This is a genomic window from Natronococcus sp. A-GB1 (genome assembly GCF_029688845.1).
Lineage (GTDB): Archaea > Halobacteriota > Halobacteria > Halobacteriales > Natrialbaceae > Natronococcus.
In genome coordinates, this window is sequence record NZ_JARUKW010000002.1 from 281293 (window position 1) to 303872 (window position 22580).

The 22580-nt window shown below is 60.7% G+C and carries 15 protein-coding genes; 8 read left to right on the forward strand and 7 right to left on the reverse strand.

The window, feature by feature from the left end; genetic code table 11:
* The first annotated feature begins 211 nt into the window (after positions 1 to 211).
* Positions 212 to 1849, forward strand: a complete 1638-nt coding sequence (locus QA600_RS04075) for a flippase (protein ID WP_278290682.1) — start codon at positions 212 to 214, stop codon at positions 1847 to 1849.
* Positions 1850 to 1979: 130 nt separating this feature from the next.
* On the forward strand, positions 1980 to 2954 hold the full coding sequence (locus tag QA600_RS04080) for a glycosyltransferase family 2 protein (protein WP_278290683.1): 975 nt from the start codon (positions 1980 to 1982) through the stop codon (positions 2952 to 2954).
* A 277-nt stretch (positions 2955 to 3231) separates the two neighbouring features.
* Here QA600_RS04080 and QA600_RS04085 read toward each other — a convergent pair whose 3' ends face one another.
* Positions 3232 to 4584: a polysaccharide deacetylase family protein gene (locus tag QA600_RS04085; protein ID WP_278290684.1), complete on the reverse strand. Its 1353-nt coding sequence runs from the start codon at positions 4582 to 4584 to the stop codon at positions 3232 to 3234.
* A 328-nt stretch (positions 4585 to 4912) separates the two neighbouring features.
* Here QA600_RS04085 and QA600_RS04090 point away from each other — a divergent pair, with 328 nt between their 5' ends.
* Positions 4913 to 6601 (forward strand): hypothetical protein, encoded by a 1689-nt coding sequence (locus tag QA600_RS04090; protein WP_278290685.1) that lies wholly within the window; start codon positions 4913 to 4915, stop codon positions 6599 to 6601.
* A 343-nt stretch (positions 6602 to 6944) separates the two neighbouring features.
* A complete protein-coding gene (locus QA600_RS04095; protein WP_278290686.1) occupies positions 6945 to 7271 on the forward strand; it encodes a hypothetical protein in 327 nt (108 codons plus the stop codon).
* Between the two features lie 16 nt (positions 7272 to 7287).
* Here the strand turns inward: QA600_RS04095 and QA600_RS04100 are convergent, their stop codons facing one another.
* A complete protein-coding gene (locus tag QA600_RS04100) occupies positions 7288 to 7878 on the reverse strand; it encodes a hypothetical protein (RefSeq protein ID WP_278290687.1) in 591 nt (196 codons plus the stop codon).
* 408 nt (positions 7879 to 8286) lie between these two features.
* Here QA600_RS04100 and QA600_RS04105 point away from each other — a divergent pair, with 408 nt between their 5' ends.
* On the forward strand, positions 8287 to 9279 hold the full coding sequence (locus tag QA600_RS04105; protein ID WP_278290688.1) for a DUF1616 domain-containing protein: 993 nt from the start codon (positions 8287 to 8289) through the stop codon (positions 9277 to 9279).
* Positions 9280 to 10650: 1371 nt separating this feature from the next.
* Here the strand turns inward: QA600_RS04105 and QA600_RS04110 are convergent.
* From QA600_RS04110 to QA600_RS04125, 4 genes are all read right to left on the reverse strand, one after another.
* Positions 10651 to 12642, reverse strand: a complete 1992-nt coding sequence (locus QA600_RS04110) for a hypothetical protein (RefSeq protein ID WP_278290689.1) — start codon at positions 12640 to 12642, stop codon at positions 10651 to 10653.
* Positions 12632 to 13621: a glycosyltransferase family 4 protein gene (locus QA600_RS04115; RefSeq protein ID WP_278290690.1), complete on the reverse strand. Its 990-nt coding sequence runs from the start codon at positions 13619 to 13621 to the stop codon at positions 12632 to 12634. Before QA600_RS04115 ends, QA600_RS04110 begins: the two co-directional genes overlap by 11 nt.
* 6 nt (positions 13622 to 13627) lie before the next feature.
* Complete coding sequence (locus tag QA600_RS04120; RefSeq protein WP_278290691.1) at positions 13628 to 14695, reverse strand: DUF354 domain-containing protein; 1068 nt, start codon at positions 14693 to 14695, stop codon at positions 13628 to 13630.
* Positions 14696 to 14841: 146 nt separating this feature from the next.
* Entirely contained in the window at positions 14842 to 16215 is a 1374-nt protein-coding gene (locus QA600_RS04125) for a nucleotide sugar dehydrogenase (protein ID WP_278290692.1), read from the reverse strand.
* A gap of 341 nt (positions 16216 to 16556) precedes the next feature.
* On the opposite strand from QA600_RS04125, the gene QA600_RS04130 reads away from it, so the two are divergent.
* Both QA600_RS04130 and glmS read left to right on the forward strand, forming a co-directional pair.
* Positions 16557 to 17207: a MarR family transcriptional regulator gene (locus QA600_RS04130; RefSeq protein WP_278290693.1), complete on the forward strand. Its 651-nt coding sequence runs from the start codon at positions 16557 to 16559 to the stop codon at positions 17205 to 17207.
* Positions 17208 to 17747: 540 nt separating this feature from the next.
* Entirely contained in the window at positions 17748 to 19553 is a 1806-nt protein-coding gene (gene glmS, locus QA600_RS04135) for a glutamine--fructose-6-phosphate transaminase (isomerizing) (RefSeq protein ID WP_278290695.1), read from the forward strand.
* Positions 19554 to 20284: 731 nt separating this feature from the next.
* Here glmS and QA600_RS04140 read toward each other — a convergent pair.
* Complete coding sequence (locus tag QA600_RS04140; RefSeq protein ID WP_278290696.1) at positions 20285 to 20998, reverse strand: hypothetical protein; 714 nt, start codon at positions 20996 to 20998, stop codon at positions 20285 to 20287.
* 418 nt (positions 20999 to 21416) lie between these two features.
* Between QA600_RS04140 and QA600_RS04145 the strand changes: the two genes are divergently transcribed.
* Entirely contained in the window at positions 21417 to 22547 is a 1131-nt protein-coding gene (locus QA600_RS04145) for an ORC1-type DNA replication protein (protein WP_278290697.1), read from the forward strand.
* Positions 22548 to 22580 lie beyond the last annotated feature (33 nt).

The window sequence follows — 22580 nt, forward strand, 5'->3', positions numbered from 1 at the left end:
GATCGCTCGGTAAAAATCGTTCGAGACGCTCCGACAGCGTGAGGAACGCTGATGCTACTCGAGCCCGCTACCGGTCGTTCTCGTACGGTAACTGACCTGATCTTAATGCGGTTATAATAAGGCCATCCCGACACAGAGCTTCGAACACTGTGGGTGCCACCGGACTACTAGCTGTGAGAGCCGTCCGACGGCGTCGTTCTCGGGGGAACCTATGAACCGAATCCTCCCTGATGATCTCTCCGTCGGTACTGCTAACGTAGTTGCTCTCCTCGTGGGATTCGTCACGATACCGGTTCTGTTCCGACTGCTCGGTCCGGCCGGGTTCGGCGACTACGCGTTTCTGTTATCGGTGTTTGCGATCTACATGACCTTCGTCAGTTCTTGGATCACAGACGGGGTCCGAACGTTCCTGGCGGAGGACCAGCCGACATCCGACTGGGAGCCGTACGTGATCGGGTACTATCTCCGACTCGCGGTATTATCCGCGCTTACTGGCGCCTTCGTCCTGTTTCTGGGCTCTCGGAACGGATTCGTTGCGACGCTGTTCGGTGAGGAGTACACGACCTACTTCTACGGTCTGGCACTGTTGGTGATCTCCGTCCAGTTCCAGTCGTACTCTCGAAAGACGCTTCTGGGACTCGGCCTCGAGCGACACTCCGGCTCCCTTAGCGTCCTCAACAACGTCGTGTTCGTCGTAGTTGCGGTTCCACTCGTCTACCTCGGCTTCGGCGTTGCGGGCGCTCTGGCCGGCTATGCGGTTTCGAGCATCGTTTGCGGTATCGTCGGTCTGGCCCTGATTCACGGCCGCGTATCGCTTTCGAGCGTGTTTCGAATACCGCCACGGGAGTTTCCACGCAAAAAGATGCTCACGTCCGCCTCGACGAGCGTCGCGCTTCTCTTCTTGCTCGCCTCGCTCTACCACATCGATATCGTGATGCTTCAGCAGTTCCGCGAGAGTTCGGCGGTCGGCAACTACCGAGCGGCGCTGTTTATGGCCGAGCTCCTCTGGTTCGTCCCGATTGCTCTCCAGACTGTGCATGTCGTTCCGACGTCCGAGCTATGGTCTCGAAACCGGCTCGACGAGATTACTGCTCTCGCGTCGAAGACGACCCGCTATACGCTCTTGCTGACTGCGGCCGTAGCGGTCGTAATCGCGTCACTGGCCGATGTCGTAGTCCCGATTTACTTCGGTCCCGATGCCACGCCGGCGATCGGTCCGGCGCTGTTGCTGTTGCCCGGTGCGCTCGGATTCGCTCTCGCGCGACCTGTCCTCGCGATTTCGCAGAGCGGGGGATCCCTCCGGTATCCAGTTCTTGCGACCGCCGGCGCCGCGGGGATCAACGTCGCCCTCAACTACCTGCTGATTCCGCGGTACGGAATGCACGGTGCGGCGTTCGCGACCACTATCGGCTACGGATCGATGTTCGCCTTTCACTGGTTTTCGGCACAGCAGATTGGCTTCGATCCACTCGCCGACGCACGACTCGGCCGAGTAGCGGCGACGACAGCTTTCGCTGCAGTGCCGACGTTTGCCCTTGCGACGGTAGTCACAAACCCGTGGCTTGCGCTGCTTCTCGTCCCTCCGTTCGGACTTCTCGTCCACCTCGTCTTCGCCGTCCTTACCGGCGCGATAGAACCCGCAGAGCCGTTCGGGGTTCTCGCCGAGCTTCCGTCACCGGTAGGTTCCCGGGCCGAACCTATCCGCGAGCGCCTCGAGGGCGTCAACGGCGACCTGACCGTTGTGGGCTGGTTCCAGAGCATGCTGTTTCTGGCCGGCGTGACGCTTCTGTTGTCGGGGGTTCTCCTCGCGACGTTCGGACCGGATACGGGGGTTCCGATCTTTGGGTAGGAGCCGTCCGCCCCAGCGGAAGCCGATCCTGTCGGAAACCGGACCGGAACGGTGGTCGCCCGCTCTCGTTCTGCTCGAAACGCGGTTATTCCGTCGATAATAAAGCGCCGGTGGGCCCGTGTCGAACGAAATGGCACTGGTTAGCGTCATTATTCCGACGTACAACCGGGAGGAGACCGTTTCGAGAGCGATCGATAGCGTCCTCGAACAGACGCACGAGGACCTCGAGGTCCTCGTGGTCGACGACGGATCGACCGACGACACCGCTGCGGTTCTCGAATCCTACGACGACGACCGGGTGCGGCCGATCTACCACGAGACGAATCAGGGCGCGAACGTCGCGCGGAACACGGGCATCGAACGTTCACGGGGGAAGTACGTCGCTTTCCTCGACTCCGACGACGAGTGGCGTCCGGAGAAACTCGAGGCGCAACTCGACGTTCTCGAGGAGCGCTCCGAGGAGTGGGTCGCGGCTTACTGCGGTTTCGCGTTCGAACTCACCAGCACCTCCGATAGGTTTCGCGGTCTGGCCGCCAGCGTCCTCTCCCGAGCGGACGACCGGCCGCGAATGGAGGGAGGGGAAGAACTCATCGGCGAGATACTCGCCGACAACGTTCACACGGGCGCCGGCTCGACGCTGATCGTACGAACCGACGTCGCGAGGGAAGTCGGCGGATTCGACGAGACGCTCGACCGGTTCCAGGACCCCGAGTTCGTCCTGCGGATCCTCGAGGTCGGAAAGCTCGCCTACGTCGACGAACCGCTCGTCGTCCGCGAGGAGACGGGGACGCCGCCTGCGGACACAATCAGACAGGCCGACGAACAGTACCTGTCGCTGTACGCCGACGAGGTCGATCGGTTCGAGGCCGAGGGGTACGAGATCCGCTCGAGTCATGACCTCGTGCTCGCAAAGAGCTACTTCAGCGAGGGACGTCCCGCTCGTGGCTGCTGGCACCTCCTCCGCGCCGGGCCCGAACTCCGTCACCTGCCGGGTGTCCTCTGGTCGGCCGTCTCCGGGGCCCGACGGCGCCCGTTCCCGTTTCTCGCTACCGGTTTCATCCTTGCCATCGCATTGATCGGCGGGTGGATCGGAGTTCGTTCCTGAAGACGAACGCACCCCCGTCGTCTCGACGACTCGACGGGACAGTCCCTCGATCTCTGCCTTGCTGGTGACCTGCTCGAGACGGCGATCAGTTCACCGTTCGTACACTTCCAGGACCTGTCCAGACCCAGCTGTGAAGGCATACTGGCTGTGGCCACCGGTAAGTTCGGTCACCCGCAGCGTGCCAACCGACGTCGATCCAATCGTATGCGAGAGAGTACCCTCAGTGTCGGAGATACAATAGAGTGAAGAGAGAAAAAGCGGTAGTCGTCGTCGCCGATCAGTGGCCTTCGCGGCGCATCTTCCAGAGGTCGTCGAAGTCGATGACCTCGACGTCGGACTCGTTGATGTACTCGAGCAGTTCCTCGTACTCGTCCACGTCCATCGTGTTGTCCAGATCGAAGGCGTGGAAGTTCAGGACCGTACACTGATTGTGTTCGACCGCGGCGTCGATACAGTCCATCGCGATATCGAGATCGTGGCCGATCGTCCGGGGCATCACCAACGGATCGAAGCCGTGGACACCAGTGAGATTCGGGCTACCGGACTGGTTGAACCCGCCCGCGTAGTAGTAGTTCGAGGCGATGTCGAGCACCCGATCGTCGAAGTCGTTGTGCGGGAAGACGAGGTAGTGACCGCCCTCGAGTTCGTTGTTGACGGCCCAGTTCTTGTCCGTGTTTATCGCGTCGTCGAGTTCCTCGTCGTCGAGGTCGGTCCATTCGGTGTGGGTTCCGTGGGCGACGATCTGATCGCCGGCTTCCTGGCGCTCGAGGAGCTGATCGATCGTCATGACCTCGTCGCGCTGGTCTCTGGTCCATTGACGGACGACCGCCTGGACGGCGTTGACGTCGTACTCGTCGTGCAGATCGCCGGCCGGCTCGTAGAAGTCCTCGAACCCGTCGTCCCAGCAGAGGATGACGTATCCCTCGTCTGCTTTCTCGTGGGTGCGCAGGTCGTCGAACCAGACCTCGGCTTCGTCCCCGGTGTTGTGGACGACGAGTCGGATCTCGTCGATCGCGTCCTGCTCGACCGGCGTCGTGCTTTCCTCGGCGAAGCCGGGACACATCCGGAACCAGCCGGGGGTCTCGTCGCCGTAGGAAATCGACTGGAGCATGTAGCTCGCGTGCCCACCGTAGATGTCTCGAACCTGGATCTCGAGGGCGATGTTGTGAGGCGTGGTCGTCTGAACGGCCACCGAGAGATCGAGGTCGTCCATGTCGGTCGCCTCGTCCAGCTCCGTCCCGACGACGGCGTTGTCCTCGTCCTCGGCCATGAGGCGAATACTCTGGTCGCCGTCGAAGGCGTACTCGTCGTCCATCTCCGCTTCGCCTTCGAGGATCGTCCAGTCGTCGTCGGTCTCGAAGTCGTTGAGCTGGTCGCCGGGCTGTCTGAACTCTTCGCGGCTGTTGTACTCGGTTTCGACCTGGAGCTCGGGCGATTCGACCTCGTCGCCGTTTTCGCCGTTACCGTCGTCGTCGCCGTTACCGTCGTCGTCGCCGTTACCGTCGTCGTCGCCGTTACCGTCGTCATCCTCGTCGGAGAGGAAATCCGTACAGCCAGCCATGGCCGCCGCGAAGGCCGTTGCACTGGATGCTGCGAGGAACCGTCGTCGAGTGTTCCGTCGTTGGGTCATTGCTGACTCCGGCTAGCGACAGCAATGGTATTATTATGGAGCCAATAGGCCCCCGGAATCGTTCGGTTGAGAATCTTATATGAGTGTTAGCTCCGGAGAATACTGCTGATAGAGCCACCAGATAGCCCGATAGCCTTTCAGCGGAGGACTGTTTATTGGTGGCACACACCTAGTTCACTTTGTGACCCGCTTAGTGGAACTATAGTTAATGGTGGTTCGCTCCCACTGTGATGTAGTTCGACGTGTGCGTGTTACCGTCCTTCCGGTCGGCAAACGATGTTGCCGGTCACGACTCCACGCCACAGTCACGCAGTGAGATGGTCTCGAGATGAATACGGAACTCTTCGGCGTATTTGGCGGTACAGAAGCGTTCACCCGGTTTCGGTCGACCGACGAGTTCGACGAGGTACTCGTCGGCCCGTCGATAACCGTCGGAATCAGGGATTTTGGGCTCGGAACTCCCGGCTGGACGGCGAGCTACGACGGTGAAACCGGTTGCTGTGTTATTTGGGGTGAGGTGTACGTTCCCGGCCAGGAAACGAACGCTGCCCGCTGGTTCCTTGACGCCTACGAACGCGACGATACCGAGGCGCTGGCCGAGCTCAACGGCTCCTATCTCGCGGTCCTCGATACACCGGACGAGACGTTCGTCGCGACCGATTCGATCCGCTCGCGGGAGTGTTTCTACACCGACGCACCTGGTGTTCGTGTGTTTGGCACTGACTCCGCAACGGTCGCAAAAACCGTTCCCGATCCCTCGTTCTGTCGGGACGGTATCCTCGAGTTTCTTCATCTGGGCGTTACACTCGGCGAGAAGACAAGCCTCGAACAGCTCTCTCGACTCCCGATCGACAGTCAGCTACGGGCATCGTCGGTTACCGATCTCGAGCGATTTGTCTACGATACCAGGGAGTTCGACTATGCCGGAACGCTCGCGAACCGACTCGAACGAGCGATCGACCGTCGGTCGATCCTTCCCGGACGAAAGGGACTGCTCCTCTCCGCGGGGTACGACTCCCGAACGCTACTCTCCCAGCTCCCGGATCTCGAACACTGCTACACGGTCGGCAACTCCACGGCCCAGGAGGTCGTCGGCGCCAAACAACTCGCAGCACAGTACGGTGCCGACCACACTGCGTTCGGACCCGACGAGCGCTACCTCTATGCCGACGGGTCGAAGGTACAGTACTCACAGGGGATCAAGGAGTCACTGCATATCCATCACGCGGGCTACACCGACGAAGTCGACGTCGATACGATCTATCACGGCCTGCTGTGCGATACGTTCTTCCGCGGTCACTTCACCGCTCACGTCGACCTCGAGATGTTCGGGAAACGGCTTCCGTTCGAGCGACTCGATCCTGACCCTGATCCGATCGACGTGCTCCTCTCTCGGTTCGGTTACAGCCAGGCGACGAGTCAGGAACTGGCCGAGCGGACCGCCTTCGATATCGATCCCGAATCGTTCGCCAGACAGGCCGTCCGAGCGGAGTTCGAATCGGTCCTCGACCGATCAGACTCGATCCAGAACGCGCTCAGCTGCTGTGGAATCGCTAACCAGCCGTCGATGCCGTTCCACACCCAGCTCGCTGACAACTTCTTCGCGTCGTTTTTGGCTGCGGACACGGAACTCCTGGACTGGCACCTCCACGCGCCGCCAGCGGAGCGGTCCACGGACACCTTTCTCGAGGCGTGCAAACAGATCGACCCCGAAATGCTTCGCCATCGACCACCGGACCGACCGCACGAGGTTACACTGTTCAACGAGATGGAACGGTTCATTCGCCGCAAGGCGCCGTTTTTCGACTCCTTCGAATCTCCATGGCCAGACCGGAAACAGCTCTTTACCAGGTACAACTTCGATCAGCGACTGTTGCCGGAGTTCGAACACGTTCACGACCTCCCCGCCAGACACAAGCTTCGCCTCAACGACTTTTTAGGATGGGTCGAGAGCTGGGATGAGAGCGCGGATCAGCACCTGAAGTGGATCGATCAGAACTCCTCTTTCGCCCAATAGTTCCGCTTGTAAGAGGGTTTTTCGCACTCTGTAAAATGTTTATGCCCGGTTTGAACACGTGAACAAACGGCCGCAACAGATTTATCGCATGCTATTGAGAGCATATTTATACTACCAGACGTGTGTGATTCGCAATATGCGTCTGACGCCGTTTCGAAAGAACTCTTCCTCGGACTCGAGTGGCGACGAGTCCACCGTTCAAGCGTCGACGTCTGTTAGAGTGTTCGAATACAACGAATCGTCGATCGTGTCCAACGACCGCGAGACCGACACGTCGACAACCGGAGCGCCGGCCGAACTCGAATGGAACGTCGTTTCTCTGCTCGAATCACGCAACGGACCCGTGACGATCGACGAGATCGCGGATCAGCTCTACGAAGCCAGTGGAACCGACGATGTCGAAGCCTGGGGCGACGTACACGAACGCCTCTCACAAACCGACTTGCCTGCACTCGACGCCTCGGGGGTGGTCGAGTACCGCCCCGAGCGTGGAACCGTCGAGCTCACCGACGACCACTCCTCCGACCGATGGCGCTATCCGATCGCGCTCGCGTTTGCGGTCTCGTTAGCGCTGCTCGTCTCACCGATCGTCTTCGAGATTACGGCGGCCGTTTCGATCGTTGGCCTGCTGACTGCCTGTCTCGGGACCATCGCTACCATCTACCGGTAACGCCGACGAGAGAAGTCTATCGAACGTACTGACCGATCGTCAGCGTCGTGAACATCAGCAGGATCAGTGCGCTCAGTCCGATACCCGTGATGATCGAGAGCAACGGCAGTTCGAAGATCGCTCCTAGAAGCAAAACCGCACCCGCACCGGCAGCACCGATGTAGTAATCGTCCCAGTCCGTTCCTCCGTCCTTTCCGGTGGCGGCGGCCGAGTTCGTGTTCGAATCCGCATTGAGGTAGTAATCGAGCTGCCGGGCGAGCGGGCGTCGCTCAACGACGCCTCGGTTTTGCTGGTAGTCGATGATACCGGCCTTGTCCAGTTTCGGAAGGTGTGACTGATACAGCGGGATGTATACGCGCTGGCGCTGGTCCGAGGTCAGCTCCTGTACGGTCGTCTCGTTCTCCCAGGCGGCGACCTGCTCGGCCACGTCACGCATCCGTACCGAGCCATCCGTCTCTTGCAGATACTCGAGAACCATCCGTCGGCGCTCGTTCTGAAGAATATGGAAAATCTCGTCGACCGGAAGTTCTTCGTCGTCGGAGACGATATCGGCTTCGCGGTCCTCACCCCGGTTTCGTTCCTCTGTAACGGTCTCTGTCGAACTCATCGCGTTGATCAGTCCGACTCGTGGACCAGTATTAAAGCATGAAAATCGTCCATGGATGAACGGTTTTACTTCACCCAAATCCGTACTAACCTACCCGTTCAGACTGTTTCATATCGTGCACTGTGTATGTACAGCCGCTGAGGCGGCTTTTTTCCTCATAATTGGGATATAACGAATCGTGTTCGGAACTATTACAGACGGATGTCCTCCATTCGCCCTACCGAGTCGCGGCTTCCGAAGCAAGATTGGTGTCTACCTGAACTGTATTTTGATGACTAGCGGAATGCCGAAAATAAAACCGGATCGTGTTCCTCATCACGCCGGGTTCGGCCGCTCACACCGGGTCGGTCCCCGCAGCCGTCGCTTATATGACCGATAACTAAACGCTCAAGAACCACAGGACCTGTAATGAGCGACTCCGATTGGTGGTTCTTCGATCTCACACTTGTCATCGCAGTAACCGGGTTCGTCACGTTCGGTCTATTCACGCCGATCTCGGGCGCGGTTCGAGTTCTGTTGGGGATTCCGCTGTTGCTGTTTCTTCCTGGATACGCTTTCATCTCCATCCTGTATCCGGACGCGTCGGAGGCGGGATACCGGTCGTTCGATGACGAAACGCGAGAGCCGAACCGAGCCGAGCTAAACAACGGCGGACTCCAACCGATCGAACGGTTCGTTCTCTCGATCGTCGCGAGTATCGCGATCGTTCCGGCGGTCGCGCTCGCTGCGACCGTAACGCCGTGGGGGATCACGATTCTCCCGGTGCTCGCCGGAACGGCGTTCGTGACGATCGCACTCGCGCTGGTGGGGATCGTTCAGCGGTATCGGTGTCCTCCGAACCGCCGATACACACCCTCGCTGTCGGGCGCTCCACTTCTGTTCTCGAACGCGGGCGACTCGTTCAGCCGCTCGGATCCGAGTACCAGACCGTACAACGTGATGTTTCTTGCCGCGTTGCTTGTCCTGGCGGCCGTCGCCGGATTCGCCGTCGCGAGCCCGCCCGACCACGACAGCTACACCGAGTTCTACCTCGAGACGGAGGAAGTCGATGGTGACACCGAGTACCTCTACGACGAGTCGCTCTCTGCGGGCGAGACGGAGTCGGTGACCGCCTACATCGCAAACGAGGAACACGAGGAGCGATCGTACGAGACGGCAGTCGCGTTACAGGATGTGAGCTACGACAACGATAGTGTCTCCGTCGAGGACCAGGACGTTCTCACGACTGACTCCGCAACCGTCGACCACGGCGAAACTCACGAGCAATCCCTCGAGTTCGAACCGACGATGACCGGTGACGACGTCCGCCTGGTCTTGTACCTCTACGAGGGCGAGGCCCCGGATGATCCGGACGAGGAGGACGCCTATCGAACGATCAAGCTCCCGGTAACTGTTTCATAACGCTCGGAACCGCCGATCCGCTAGCAAACTGGCCCTGTTGCTCGCTTCGCACTCGCGTTCTCGAGTCCGCTGTTATGGCCTCTCTTTCTTCAAGGAGAACATTCTGCCATCGTCGGGCGTAGCCGACTGCTTTGAGGATCGACGTTCTCTCCCGTTTGCGGGGGGATCCGATACCATCTACACGAGTTGTGTTCGGTAGCGATACGGATCTCAAGCGAATACCGGTTCGTAGCACGAGTACGCCGAAGCGGTTACACCACCCGAATCCACAGTATCGGGTCTCTTGAAATCGGAATGTTCGAGACACACCCTCGAGCCGCTGTGATGTCTCGGCCAGCAAGATCGCTTCGCGTCCCTGTTCGAGGACAGGAGTACCGGCGGTGTGGCTCCGACAGTCGCTCTCTCATGCCGACCGGATACAAACCAGCAACTATCCTCCGTGCAGTGCTGTGAGAAAGCCCACCGTTTACCGCGAGGAGGAGGTCGCCCGGACTATGCGGAACGGTTCTGTCGTCGTAAGGTGACTGTAGTGGCCGAATCTTGCCGTTCGCTCGCCCTGTCGGTACGGCGAGTTGGCATCGGATACCGACGAAACCGTGTGTGAATCGATAGCCTGGCGTTCGTGCAGCCTTTCGGTATCGGCTGCGACTGTTACCATTTCGATATCGGAGTCGGACTCCGTTCTCTCGATACTACGGCGCTACGCCTTCTGCTCACCGCCGTTTGCGACTCGTCGGCCGATCCCACCCTCGCAGATTGCTCTCGACGCCAGTATAGACCCGTGACTGTCGTCGTACTCGAGTGTTCGTTCGTTCCGCACTCTCCGTACGACAGCGGACCGAATTCTTCCCTCTTCGACGACCGAAAGAGCACGAGCGGAAAGCGGACTAACTCGGAGCCTTCGAACTCGACCGCTCGAACGACGGCTACTCCCTTGATCGGCATCGAACTCGGCGCTGACTCCACTCGACCCACCCGATCCTTGCTGCGATCTTTCTTCGAGCAGCAACCAGCCCGGCCTCGCATGAGGTAACTGGTCGCGGCTTCGTGAGCGGTGCTCTACTCTCCGCGAAGCGTCGCTCCTAGAGCCGGGCTGAGGCAGTCCATCCAACGGACGGTGGTGGCGATGTCGAGGCTACAACCCCGTCGGGAAAGGGAGACTCTTCGTCACCGATTATGGAAGAAGCACCAATCGTCTCTCGCTACGAAGCTGCAAGACTCGCTCCATGGCGCCGGCTGTAGTAGGCATCTCGCTCGAGCCTCTTCGAAGAATTTCAACTGCCGCCGTCGATGATCTCAAAAACCTTCTCTCGGCTGATCGACGGGACCTCCGACGATACCGATGTCCGATGCGGTTACGAACCGGTTAGACTACTCCTGTGCCGGCGACGGGGTACAGAAGCGTACGTCGCCGTTGTCGTACACGGACGACTGTGTCGTCCGGCAGATGCGCTCCTCGGTCGGGTTATCGGAGTAGCCCGGTCCGTCCTCGGCGCTGCTGAAGTACGTCGCGTCCTCCGACTGGGTCGTTCGGTAGACGACATAGTCGTGTTCCGCGTAGCCATCCTCAGGAAGGATTATTGACGTGGTCGACGGATAGGCCCCGGTTCGCTCGAACACTGTCTGGTAGGGATGATCGGTGTGAAGCTGTTGATCCGGAGTGATCTCGGATCCCGCAGGCGAGCCGGTCATGTCGCCGATCGTGTCTACCGCCGCGAGCTCGGACTGATCGTAGGCCAGCCGCTCGTGCTGGTCGGAGAACACCGGGCTGTCCGGGTTGCTTTCGGCGGCGAGCATCATCCCAGCCGGGTACAGCAGGACGATCACCAAGAGGAGAGCGACGACCGGTGCGGGCGAGAGGTTCCGGCTGAGCGTCCGCAGTCCGATCGCGCCGATGATCGCCATCAACGCATAGAGGAAGGCAAACCATCGCGTCGGAACGAAGTTCTCGATTCCGAACATCGGTAGCCCGAGTACGAACACGAGCATGATTCCGCTTCCGAGCACCAGCGTGAACACCGATTGCTCGGCGCGTCGACGATGGACGACGTAGAGACTTCCCACGAGCATCAGACCGAACAGCATGAGAAAGCCGAGTTCGTTGACGTAGGGGACGATCTGATCGAGCACCGTCGTTCCCGTGTCGGGAACTGCTGCATCTTCGTCACCCGTTGCGCCCGGCGATGCGAGTTCAAGGAATCCGGCGCTTTCCTCGAGCGTTTCGCCGAACCAGCCGAGGACCGTTCCCAGGAACGAGTCGTCGCGGTACGGCGTCAGAGACCAGACGAAAATCGCGAGACCGAAGTTGAACACGAGAAGCCCGATCAGGTTGACCGGTTTCTTGGTCCGGAAGACGCTCGTATCGAGTCTGGTAAGTCCCAGCGGGCCGGTCATAAAGAGGACCTGAGCCAGGAACGCGGCACCGAGGAGAACCAGTACGATGAACGTCGATATCTGGTGTGTCAAGATAACCGCGACCGAGAGGAAAACGAGAAACGCGAAATCGCGGCTCGTGTACTCGATGCGCATTACGCGGATCAGGGCGTACACGATCGCGAGGAAAAAGACGAGTCCCATGCTGGTCGGGATGAGATGAACTCCCCACATAACGGTGTAGCTGGCGACCGAAAACATCGCGGTCGCAAGGGTCGCCCACCGCGCCGGTACTAACAGGTTGGCTGCGGCGTAAACGACGAGAATCGAAAGCGGCATCGCAATCCCCATTGAGAGGTACAGCCCCATTCGCAACGAAACGTCGTAAACGAGCGTCGATGCGATGACGTACAGGTGGAAAAACGGCGATCCAAAGTGCTTGTCGTAGGAAATCGCTCCGAGCGACTGTTCCAGGTAGACCGCCTGGGTGAGTTCCGTCATGTGCGTCCAGACGTCGATCCCGATGTATCCCGGCGTCGTGTACAGCGCGGTAAACCGGAAGACAAACGCGAACAACACGAGCTGAAACAGGAGGATTCCGCGATGGAAGTCACGGTCACTCGTGAACAGTATCTGTCCGAACAGCAACGTCCCGACAACGCTCGAGATGGTGAAAAACAGTGGTGTTCGGGTTCCCTGCAAAATCGTCACGAGGATCATAACTGCCATTCCGACAGTGACGATACTCGGAAGCGCCATCGCAGCCGGTGTCGACAGCGTCGGCAGCGTCCGCTCGTTTTCGTTCTGGTGGACCGCGAGGAGATACAGCGCACAGCCGAGGCCGACGACGATCGGGATCGTGTTGATGTAGATTTGGGACGCGAAAAACCGCAGCGGGAACAGCAACAGCGCGGCGATCAATCCGGCGATCGCCGCCGTCGTGTCGAGTCGCAAGGGTCGCACGTTCGACAGCGACATTTTAGATGCCATGATACGTTTCCTCCCTATCGTCCGTTCGTTCGAGGGATAACTCCGTCGCATCGCGTCCCCGATCCTCGAGGACCGCTCGATAACACTCGACGAGGCGGTCGCCCATCGACTCGAGACTCAGTCCGTCGATGGCCTCGCGACCGTTCGAGCGTCCGGAGCCGGCGAGAACCGATTCGAGTCCCGCCGCGAGCTCGCGGTCGTCGTCGCTGACGACGCAGTTCTCGAGGCCGCCGATCGTCTCGTCGACGAAGCCGACGTCGGTCGAGACGACAGGGACGTTACAGGCAGCGGCCTCCTTGACCGCCATCGGCCCGGCCTCCCGCTCAGAGGTTACGAGCAGCAGGTCGCTCGCGTTCATGTAGTACGGCATCTCCTCGTAGGGAACGCCGTCGATCGTCCGCACCTCGAGATCCGCGTCGGCACGGTCGGCGACGCGTTCGGCCCGCGGATAGTCCTTCTCGCTTCGATCGCGGTCGTACGGGAACAGCGCGATTCGCTCGTCTTCGTCCCAGCCGAGGCGTTCGCGGGCCTCCTCGCGTGGGATCGGTTTGAACAGTTCCGTATCGATCCCGAACGGAATCTCGACGTGATCGATGTCGAGTTCGCGTGACATCGCCGGGCTCGGAACGATCGTCGCGTCGGCGAACCGGGCGCCGTACCGACTGACCGTTTCGAGCCAGCCCATGTCGCTCATCAGGTCGGTACCCCAGAGACTCAGCACTACTGGACGCGTCGGCTGGGCGAGTGCAAACGGTGCGACGAGACCGTAGTGGCCGTGAATGATGTCGTAGTCGTCCGCCCAGACGTGAGAGAGCACCTTCGGATGAAACCGGAGGTAGTCGATCGGCGTTCGAGGCGATTCGGCCGTGTAATCTCCCGGTACGCCGACGACGGTACAGTCGATCCCTCGGCTTTCGAGGACCGAGATCTGTTGTTCGAAGAACGAACGTGTGGTAGTGATGAGGTGGAGTACGTGCATATCGTGTCAGTCGGCGTTGGCGGCAACTGTCGATCGGTCCGGGTCGGTCGTCAGGACGGTCTCGAGTTCCCGGACGATGACGTCGGTGACGTCGACGCGGTCGGCGAGCAACCGATTTCGTCGACGCTGCCAGGTCTCCTCGTCGCGGTTTTCGATGATCGACACCGCTTTCTCGAGCGAGCGGGCGTGGCGGTCCTCATCGTTGAAGTTGAACACGAGCCCGTACTCGTCCTCGAGCTCTTGCATGTAGCCCAGTGAGAGGGAATTCACGTAGACCGCAGGGGTTCCGAGTATCGCAGCCTCGGCGGCAGTCGTTGCACCTTCGCCGACGAAACAGTCCGCGTACGCGAGCAGGTCGTGTATCTGTTCCGGCGATGTCGTCATCCGGTTGGCTTCGAGTTCGTCGGGTAGGGGAACCTCCGAGGTGATCAGCACCGTCGCCCCGGCGTCCTCGAGCCGTTCGACGGCTTCTATCGGATCGTTGAACCCACCCTGTCCCATATCGTGCGAGGAGTCCCAGCTACTCAACCGCATCACGACGAACGTGTCGTCCGGCTCCAGTCCGGCTTCCTCGAGGACCGCCGGATCGGGTTCGAACCGGTCGGGGTGGAGGTAGGCGAGTTCGTGGTAGCCGGGGTACTCGACCTTTTTCGATCCGATGTCGCCGTCGTAACACTCCGGCGTACAGATGATGTCGGCGAACGGGTACGCGAGCATCTTGATGAGCGTCGCGTGTTCGGTGTCGTAGAAGACGACGCTTTTCGCGCCGACGAGCTTTGCGACGTGAGTCGCGGCGGGGCCACCGATGGCCGTAATCACGTCAGGCTTGATTTTCCGCGCACGGGCCAGCAGCCGTGCCTCGTAGGTCGCCTGTACCCTCGCGAGCGAGAACAGGGAGTCGGACTCGCCGGCCAGAATCTCGTGGTCGATGTCGTAGGACTCGAGTAGATCCCTGACGACTTCGTTCTCCCGCGCGAAGACGTAGACGTCGTTCCCGTCCGCCTCGAGCTCCGTGATAGCGTGTTTGAAAAAGTGGACGTGAGCTGGGTGTTGGATCGTTACGATGACGCGCATCTATCGGCTCACCCTACTCGTACTGTTCCTCGTCGTGTCGACTTCCGTCGCTGTTGGGAGGACGGTGACCTTCGTATCGAGTGCGAACGCCGACGCCGGTAACTTCCTCGGTCGCGTCCCGCCTCGGATCGTATGACCGCGGTACATTATATTCTCCTGTAACTGAAGCCCTGCTCGGTCGCATCGTCGGCGTCGAACGTTCCGGGGATATCGATTAGTGCGGGGGAATCGTTGAGCGCCGTCGCCATCGTTCCGAGGTCGAGTTCGTCGAACGCCGTATGCGGAGTCGCCATGAGGACGCCGTCGAAGCCCGCAAACGAGAGCGAGTCCTGTACGTCGATGCCGAACGCACGATTGACGGCATCGTTGTCCGCGTGGGGATCGTAGCCGACGACGTCGACGTCGAACTGCTGGAGCCGATCGATTACGTTTGCGACCTTCGAACTCCGGATGTCGCCCACGTCCGGCTTGTACGATAATCCGAGCACGAGTATCCGACTCTCACAGAGGGTCTTGTGTCCGTCGTTGAGTGCCTTGATCGTAAGCTCGGAGATGTGATCCGGCATCGACTCGTTGACGCTCCGGCTCGTGAGGATCAGTTCCGGATCGGCACCGGCCTGTTTCGCCCGGTGAGCGAAGAAGTACGGGTCGACCGGAATACAGTGGCCGCCGACCAGTCCGGGCTGGTAGTCGTGGAAGTTCCACTTCGTCCCCGCAGCCTCGAGCACGTCGTGCGTGTCGATCCCCATCTCTTCGAGCGCCATCGAGAGCTCGTTCATCAGCGCGATGTTGACGTCGCGCTGGACGTTTTCGATGACCTTGCACGCTTCCGCGACTTCGATCGACGGTGCCCGGTGGACGCCTGCGTCGACGACGGACTCGTACAGCGTCGCGACGTCCTCGAGAACGGCATCGTTCTGTCCGCCGACGACCTTGACGACGCTGTCGAGCGAGTGCTCGCCGTCGCCGGGGGTCGCTCGCTCGGGCGAGTACGCGAGGTAAAAGTCCTCGCCGGCCTCGAGTCCGGATGCGTCCTCGATGGCCGGCGCGAACTCCTCGCGCGTGACCCCCGGATACACCGTCGACTCGAGGATTACTGTTGTTCCGCGCGTCAGATGCGCGCCGACGGTCTCGGCGGCGCTCTCGATAAACGCGAGGTTCGGCCGCTCGTCTTCGACTGGCGTCGGGACCGTAACGAGCACGTAGTCGGCGTCGCGTACCGCGGCCGAGTCGGTCGTGTAGCTGATGTCACCGTCGAGGATGGCTTCGTCCGAGAGATCCCCGGTCGTATCGACCCCGTTTTGTAGCGTCTGGACCTTCGAGTTATCGACGTCGAAACCGACGACGCGGTAGTCTGCCTGTGCGAACCCGACCGCGAGCGGGAGCCCGACGTAGCCGAGCCCGACGACACAGACTGTCGCATCCCGAAGGCTTCCCTCTGCCGACTGGGTGAGTCCGTCTGGCCGATCGCTCTCTGGTCCGTCAGTTCGTCTCTCGGTGTCGCTGAGTGGTGGGGTCATGGTGGTGTGTCACGTGCCCGACGCCGCCGACGACGCGCGTCGGAGTCTGTGTGCCAGACGCCCTCGAGACGGCTGACACGCTTCACTCGAACACAGACAATCTCATCGGTTTACTATAGAGCCGATAAACTGCCCCGTCACACGTCGTTCGGATTCGTCAACAGTCTAGCTCCCTCTTGACCCTCACTCAGCCTTGGTTTCGCTTCTCAGACCCTGTCATCTTATTTCGCTGTTAAGCAAATCTGTTTGACCGCATAATGAAGTTGGATGTCATATTGTGTGCTAATACGACCGATGTGAATATGTTCTCTCACGGTCGGTCATACCCGAGTCTAGCAACCATGGAGCCCAGAACGATCGATACCGTATCCGAATCCGTCTCTAGCGACGTACTGGTTACCGTCGGCGAGGTACACGTAGCTGCGTTCCTCTCGTCGCCCGACGGCGCAACAGTCCGGTCAGCAGCGGCATCTCTCGCTGCCAGCATCAGTGTCTCTCAACCCGTCCAGTTTCTGGGCGGGACGCCGATCTGGGAACTCGCACTGGTCGGTGCTGCAGTGGTGATCATCGGCGTGCTCATCGGAGCCCGCCTCCTCGAGGCGCTCTCGAACCGCGATGTTACGCTCGACCCTGCGGCGTTAGTGTCTTCTGACGACGACGAACGGGACGACGAACCGGCGGAAGAAGAGCCAACCCACACGTACGAGACGTACATTTCACCGGACACACCCGACGAACTTCTGAGCGACAGGGGACAGATCATCCGGATACTCGTCGAGAACGACGGCAGGACGTACCAGTATCGGATCGTCGAGGAAACCGGCTGGTCGAAGTCCAAGGTCAGTCGCCTGCTCTCGGAGATGCACGACCGAGGGGAAATCGGCAAGGTCTCGGTCGGTCGCGAGAACGCGATCGTTCTCGCCGACCACGGACCTGGGGGTTCACCGGAGACCGACGACCCGTCGGTAACGGTTACAAAGTCTCCGCAGTAGCCGACGGAGCCGACGTCGCTGGGTATCTTCTCTCGCATTTCATAAGTATGCCGACGAACCTCGTTTTGGCCGCTGTCCTCCCTACCAACCGATTCTAGACGTGTTTACGAACCGGCCATGCTGGCACGCTTAGTGGTCGAATAAGGATGCGTCGTGTCTCTGCAACAAAGTGCAGCCGTTCGATCAAGACGCCGGTTCGTCTCATTGTGGTTAGTCAGTTACCGTTCTCCGAACTGTCGAACGTGGCCTATCGTGCGCTCTCACTGCACGATAAGATAATATTACTGATGAGACGCGGAGAAATGGTGAAACGGGACGGCCGTTAGTGGTTATCCGATCCATAGTAATGGGCTATGTCGCCAACGTATCGGGTAACGCCGGGTCGATGTGCAGGGACAGAAGACCCGGGAGGATTAGATCTATGACACGTTACAGAACTGCACGCCGTAGCGGCGTACCGAACCGACGTTCGACCGACCCGGCCCGCTCTGTTTGTGGCCCCTCCTCGGTTGCCGAAGCCGTCCCGGAGGTACTCGGCTGATGTGTGGTATCATTGCACGAATCGGATCCGACGACGCGGCCGACACGTTGCTGACGGGACTCGAAAACCTCGAGTACCGCGGCTACGACTCTGCGGGGATCGCGGTCCAGAACGGTTCGGGTGTGAAGGTGCACAAGACGTCCGGCGAGGTTTCGGACCTCAAGTCGAAGCTGAACTACCTGCCGACCGGTAACGTCGGAATCGGACACACCCGCTGGAGTACTCACGGTCCGCCGACCGAAGAAAACGCACACCCCCACACCGACTCCGCCGGTGACGTCGCCGTCGTTCACAACGGCGTCATCGACAACTACGCGGAGCTTCGGACGGAACTGGCGGAGAAGGGACACGTCTTCCAGAGCGATACGGACACCGAGGTCATCCCGCACCTGATCAACGAGTACCGACAGGAGCTGCCGACCGAGGCCGCGGTGCGCAAGGCAGTCGAGACGCTCGAGGGAAGCTACGCGATTGCGGCGATCGTCGAGGACGAAGACCGCGTCTACGCGGCGCGAAAGGGCTCCCCGCTGGTGCTCGGCCTCGGAACCGACGACTGGTTCCTCGCCAGCGATGTTCCAGCCTTCCTTGATTACACCGACGAGGTCATTTACCTCGAGGACGGTGATGTCGTCGTCCTCGAGCCCGAATCCTACGAGATCACCGATCTCGAGGGTGAGCCGGTTCACCGCGAGACCGACATCGTCGACTGGGACCCGGAAGACGCCGGTAAGGGTGAGTACGACCACTACATGAAAAAGGAGATCCACGGCCAGCCGACCTCGCTCGCGAACACGATCGAGGGTCGCGTCGAGGACGGCGAGGTCGACATCGAGTCGCTGCCCGCTGGCTCCTTTACGAACGTCGAAGAGGTCCAGTTTGTCGCCTGCGGGACCTCGTACCACGCTGCGCTGTACGGCGCCCAGCTGCTGAAGGCGTCGGGTATCCGCGCGGAAGTAATCCGTGCAAGCGAGTACGATTCCGCCTCGGGTCCCGTCGACGAGAACACCCTGACTATCGCAGTTACGCAAAGCGGTGAAACCGCCGACACGCTGCAGGCGATCCGTAAAGCGGCTGACCGCGGTGCACGAACGCTGGCGGTTACGAACGTCGTCGGTTCGACGATCGCCCGTGAGACCGACGACGCGATGTACATCCGTGCCGGCCCCGAAGTCGGCGTCGCCGCGACGAAGACGTTCTCCTCGCAGGCGGTCTCGCTTGCGCTGGTCAGCCAGCGTCTGGCGGCCGACGTTCCCCACGCGGATCAGGTCGACGACGTCGACGTCATGCTCGAGAGCCTCGAGGACCTCCCGTCGCAGGTCGAGGAGATCCTCGAGACCACCGACGCCGAACGACTGGCGAAGCAGTACATCGACAGTGACGCCTTCTTCTTCATCGGCAACGGGCTCGGCCACCCCGTTGCGCTCGAGGGGGCTCTGAAGTTCAAGGAGATCACGTACGAGCACGCCGAAGGGTTCGCCTCCGGCCAGCTCAAACACGGTCCCCTGGCGCTCGTCACGGAACGGACCCCGGTCTTTGCGGTCTGCACCGGCGGCGACGACGGCAAGACGAAGACGAACGCGATCGAGGCACAGACTCGAGGCGCGTCGATCGTCGCCGTCTCGCCGGACGACCACCCCGTCGTCGACGCGGCCGAGGCCCACCTCTCGGTTCCGGACACTCATCCCGTCTGGGCCGGGCTGCTCGCGAACGTCCAACTGCAGTTGGTCTCGTACTACGCTGCGGATCTGCTCGACCGACCGATCGACAAGCCACGTAACCTGGCAAAGAGCGTCACGGTCGAGTAGGACCTGTTCCGATCGATCCTCCCGCAGTCCCTCGAGATACGCTTCTATTTTCCACAGGTCGCATTCTTTCGACTCCGATAGTGCTTTCCAAGCCTCGAGCCGCGGTTCGGCAGTGAGTCAGCTGTCTCGTCATCTCGCCCCCGTGAGCCATCGGATCGATTCGAGTCGACCCGCTTCGGAGCGGTGTCTCATGCGATTCGCCAATGGTCGACTATGAGATGTTTTCGACTGCGGGAGTTTCACCGGCGACTCGAGAGCGTTCGGAGCGATACTACTCTTTCGGAGCGTTCTGCACGACCGCGGCGTTCGAGACGATCCCGTTTCGGTGCGCGGAGGCGCTACCGGCCCGCAAGGGACCGATGCCAGCCCCACGGCAGTAGTCTCCCGTTCCAGAGACGGGCCATGTCTCTCTGCCGGCTCGCTCAGGAAGGCTTCGACAGCCGTTTCGGCGAGTGTTGCCGGTGATCCCTCCGGCGGCGATGACTAGTGGTGGATCGTTCGTCGTCGTTCGAGCGCCGTGAAGACCACGACCGATCGTCGGGTCGCCCGCTCGAGTTCGGCCTTGGTTCCGTATCGTATCCACTACGATCTCCCCGCGGTGTGTTCGGCCGCGTGGCAATTGCGTTCAGAAACGGCACCCGTCTCGAGCGAGACACAGTGCTGAACGCGCGGGTCGAATTACTCTTCGCTCGACGTTCGACTGCGAAAAGGAAGCGCGCTACGCTACCGCGTTATTCGAACCAGTTCCCGTCGTCATCATCATCGTCGTCGTCATCATCGTCGTCGTCATCGTCGTCGTCGTCATCGTCGGCATCGTCGTCGTCTTCATCGGCATCGTCGGCCGCCTCATCGTCGGCATCGTCAGCGTCGTCGTCATCGGCATCGTCGGCCGCCTCATCGTCGGCATCGTCAGCGTCGTCGTCATCGGCATCGTCGGCCGCCTCATCGTCGGCATCGTCAGCGTCGTCGTCACCGAATACGTCGTCATCGAACGGTGCATCGTCGTCAACGTCGTCTGCACCGGTGTCGTCAGCCGGGATATCGTCAGCGTCGTCACCGGCATCGTCGGCCGCCTCATCGTCAGCTCCGGTGTCGTCTGCTGGGACATCGTCAGCGTCATCGTCACCGGCATCGTCGGCACCGTCGTCAGCCGGAGCGTCGTCCGCATCGCCTTCCGCGGTGTCGTCATCACTCTCGTCTACGTCGTCACCGGCATCGTCTTCGGTGTCAGCCTCGTCGTTCTCCTCCTCGTCGCTCGGCTCGTCCGGTTCGGTTTCCCCCTCGATTTCCTCGTCGTCTACTCCGGTAATCGCATCGTCGATCCCCGATCCGCTTGCGGCGAGTGCGATTCCGGCGACGAGAAACCCGATTCCGGCAACGATCAGAAGGAGCTGGGCACCGGTCGAGACCGAGCGCGTGTTCTGCTGTGGACCCGAGTGACTCATGCTACCGGTGTGCGCTGTGCGATGCGTTTTCTCTTCCGACACGCTCCTCGTAACCGACGAACTGGTGTCTGATAACGCCGTTGATCGCGACCGGCGTGGCTCGACCGCCCGATCCGGACGGTCGACGCCGCTCGCTTCGCGTCGTAGCCGTCCGCCTCAAGCGGAAGATCCTGCCGGCGCTCGGCCAGATCTCGTGTGTGCCACGACGAGATAGCTGGTCCCATTGGAGGCTACTTGCGGTGTATGACGTTTCATTATACGGCCGTTAAACGAACCTCGAGGTTTCCTCCCTTCGTGTCAGCACCGAAAACGCGGGCGGGGGAGTAGGCGGTCGAATACACGCGCTCGCGGCGGGGCGTTCCGGACACGGAGCCTGCCTCGCAAACAACTAAGTAACTACGACAGCGTGGTGAAAGTAATGGCTGACGACCCCGAGGAGGGGATGTTGTCGTGGGACGAATCCGTGTTCAGAGACGAACACGTCTTCGAGATCGACTACGTACCTGAGACGTTCAAACACCGCGACACGCAGACGCAGAACCTCACGTATGCGCTGCGGCCGGCGGTTCGCGGATCCCGCCCGCTGAACGTTATGGTTCGGGGACCGCCCGGAACGGGAAAGACCACCGCGGTCCAGAAGCTGTTCGACGAGGTCGGGACACAGACCAGCGACGTGCGGACGATTCGCGTCAACTGCCAGGTCAACTCGACGCGGTACTCGGTGTTCTCGCGACTGTTCGAGGGCACCTTCGACTACGAACCGCCGTCGTCGGGAATCTCGTTCAAGAAGCTGTTCGGCCAGATTGCCGATAAACTCGTCGAGGACGACCGTGTCTTGGTCGTCGCACTCGACGACGTCAACTATCTCTTCTACGAGAACGAGGCCTCGGACACGCTGTACTCGCTGCTCCGCGCCCACGAGGAGTACCCCGGTGCGAAGATCGGCGTCATCGTCGTCTCCTCCGATCCGACCCTCGAGGTCATCGACGAGCTCGACTCGCGGGTACAAAGCGTGTTCCGGCCCGAGGAGGTCTACTTCCCGGTGTACGACCAGCCCGAAATCGTCGACATCCTCGACGAACGGGTCCGAAAGGGGTTTCGCGACGGCGTTATCTCGCGGAACACCGTCGAGCGTGTCGCCGACCGGACGGCCGAGAGCGGCGACCTCCGAGTCGGAATCGACCTCCTGCGCCGCGCGGGACTCAACGCCGAGATGCGTGGGAGCCGAACCGTCGAGATGGAAGACGTCGACGCGGCCTACGAGAAGTCGAAGTACATCAACCTCTCCCGGAGCCTCTCGGGACTGTCGGACACCGAGCGGGCGCTGCTCGAGGTTATCGCTACTAACGACGGCAGGCAGGCTGGAGAGGTGTACGAGACCTTCCACGAGGAGACGGGACTGGGGTACACGAGGTACTCCGAAATCGTCAACAAGCTCGATCAGCTCGGGCTGATCGACGCCGATTACGCCGACATCGAGGGCCGAGGTCGATCGCGTTCGCTGTCGCTGTCCTACGACAAGGAGGCCGTCCTCGATCGACTCGAGTGAGCTGTCGGACGGATGGGGTGTTACCCGGACTAT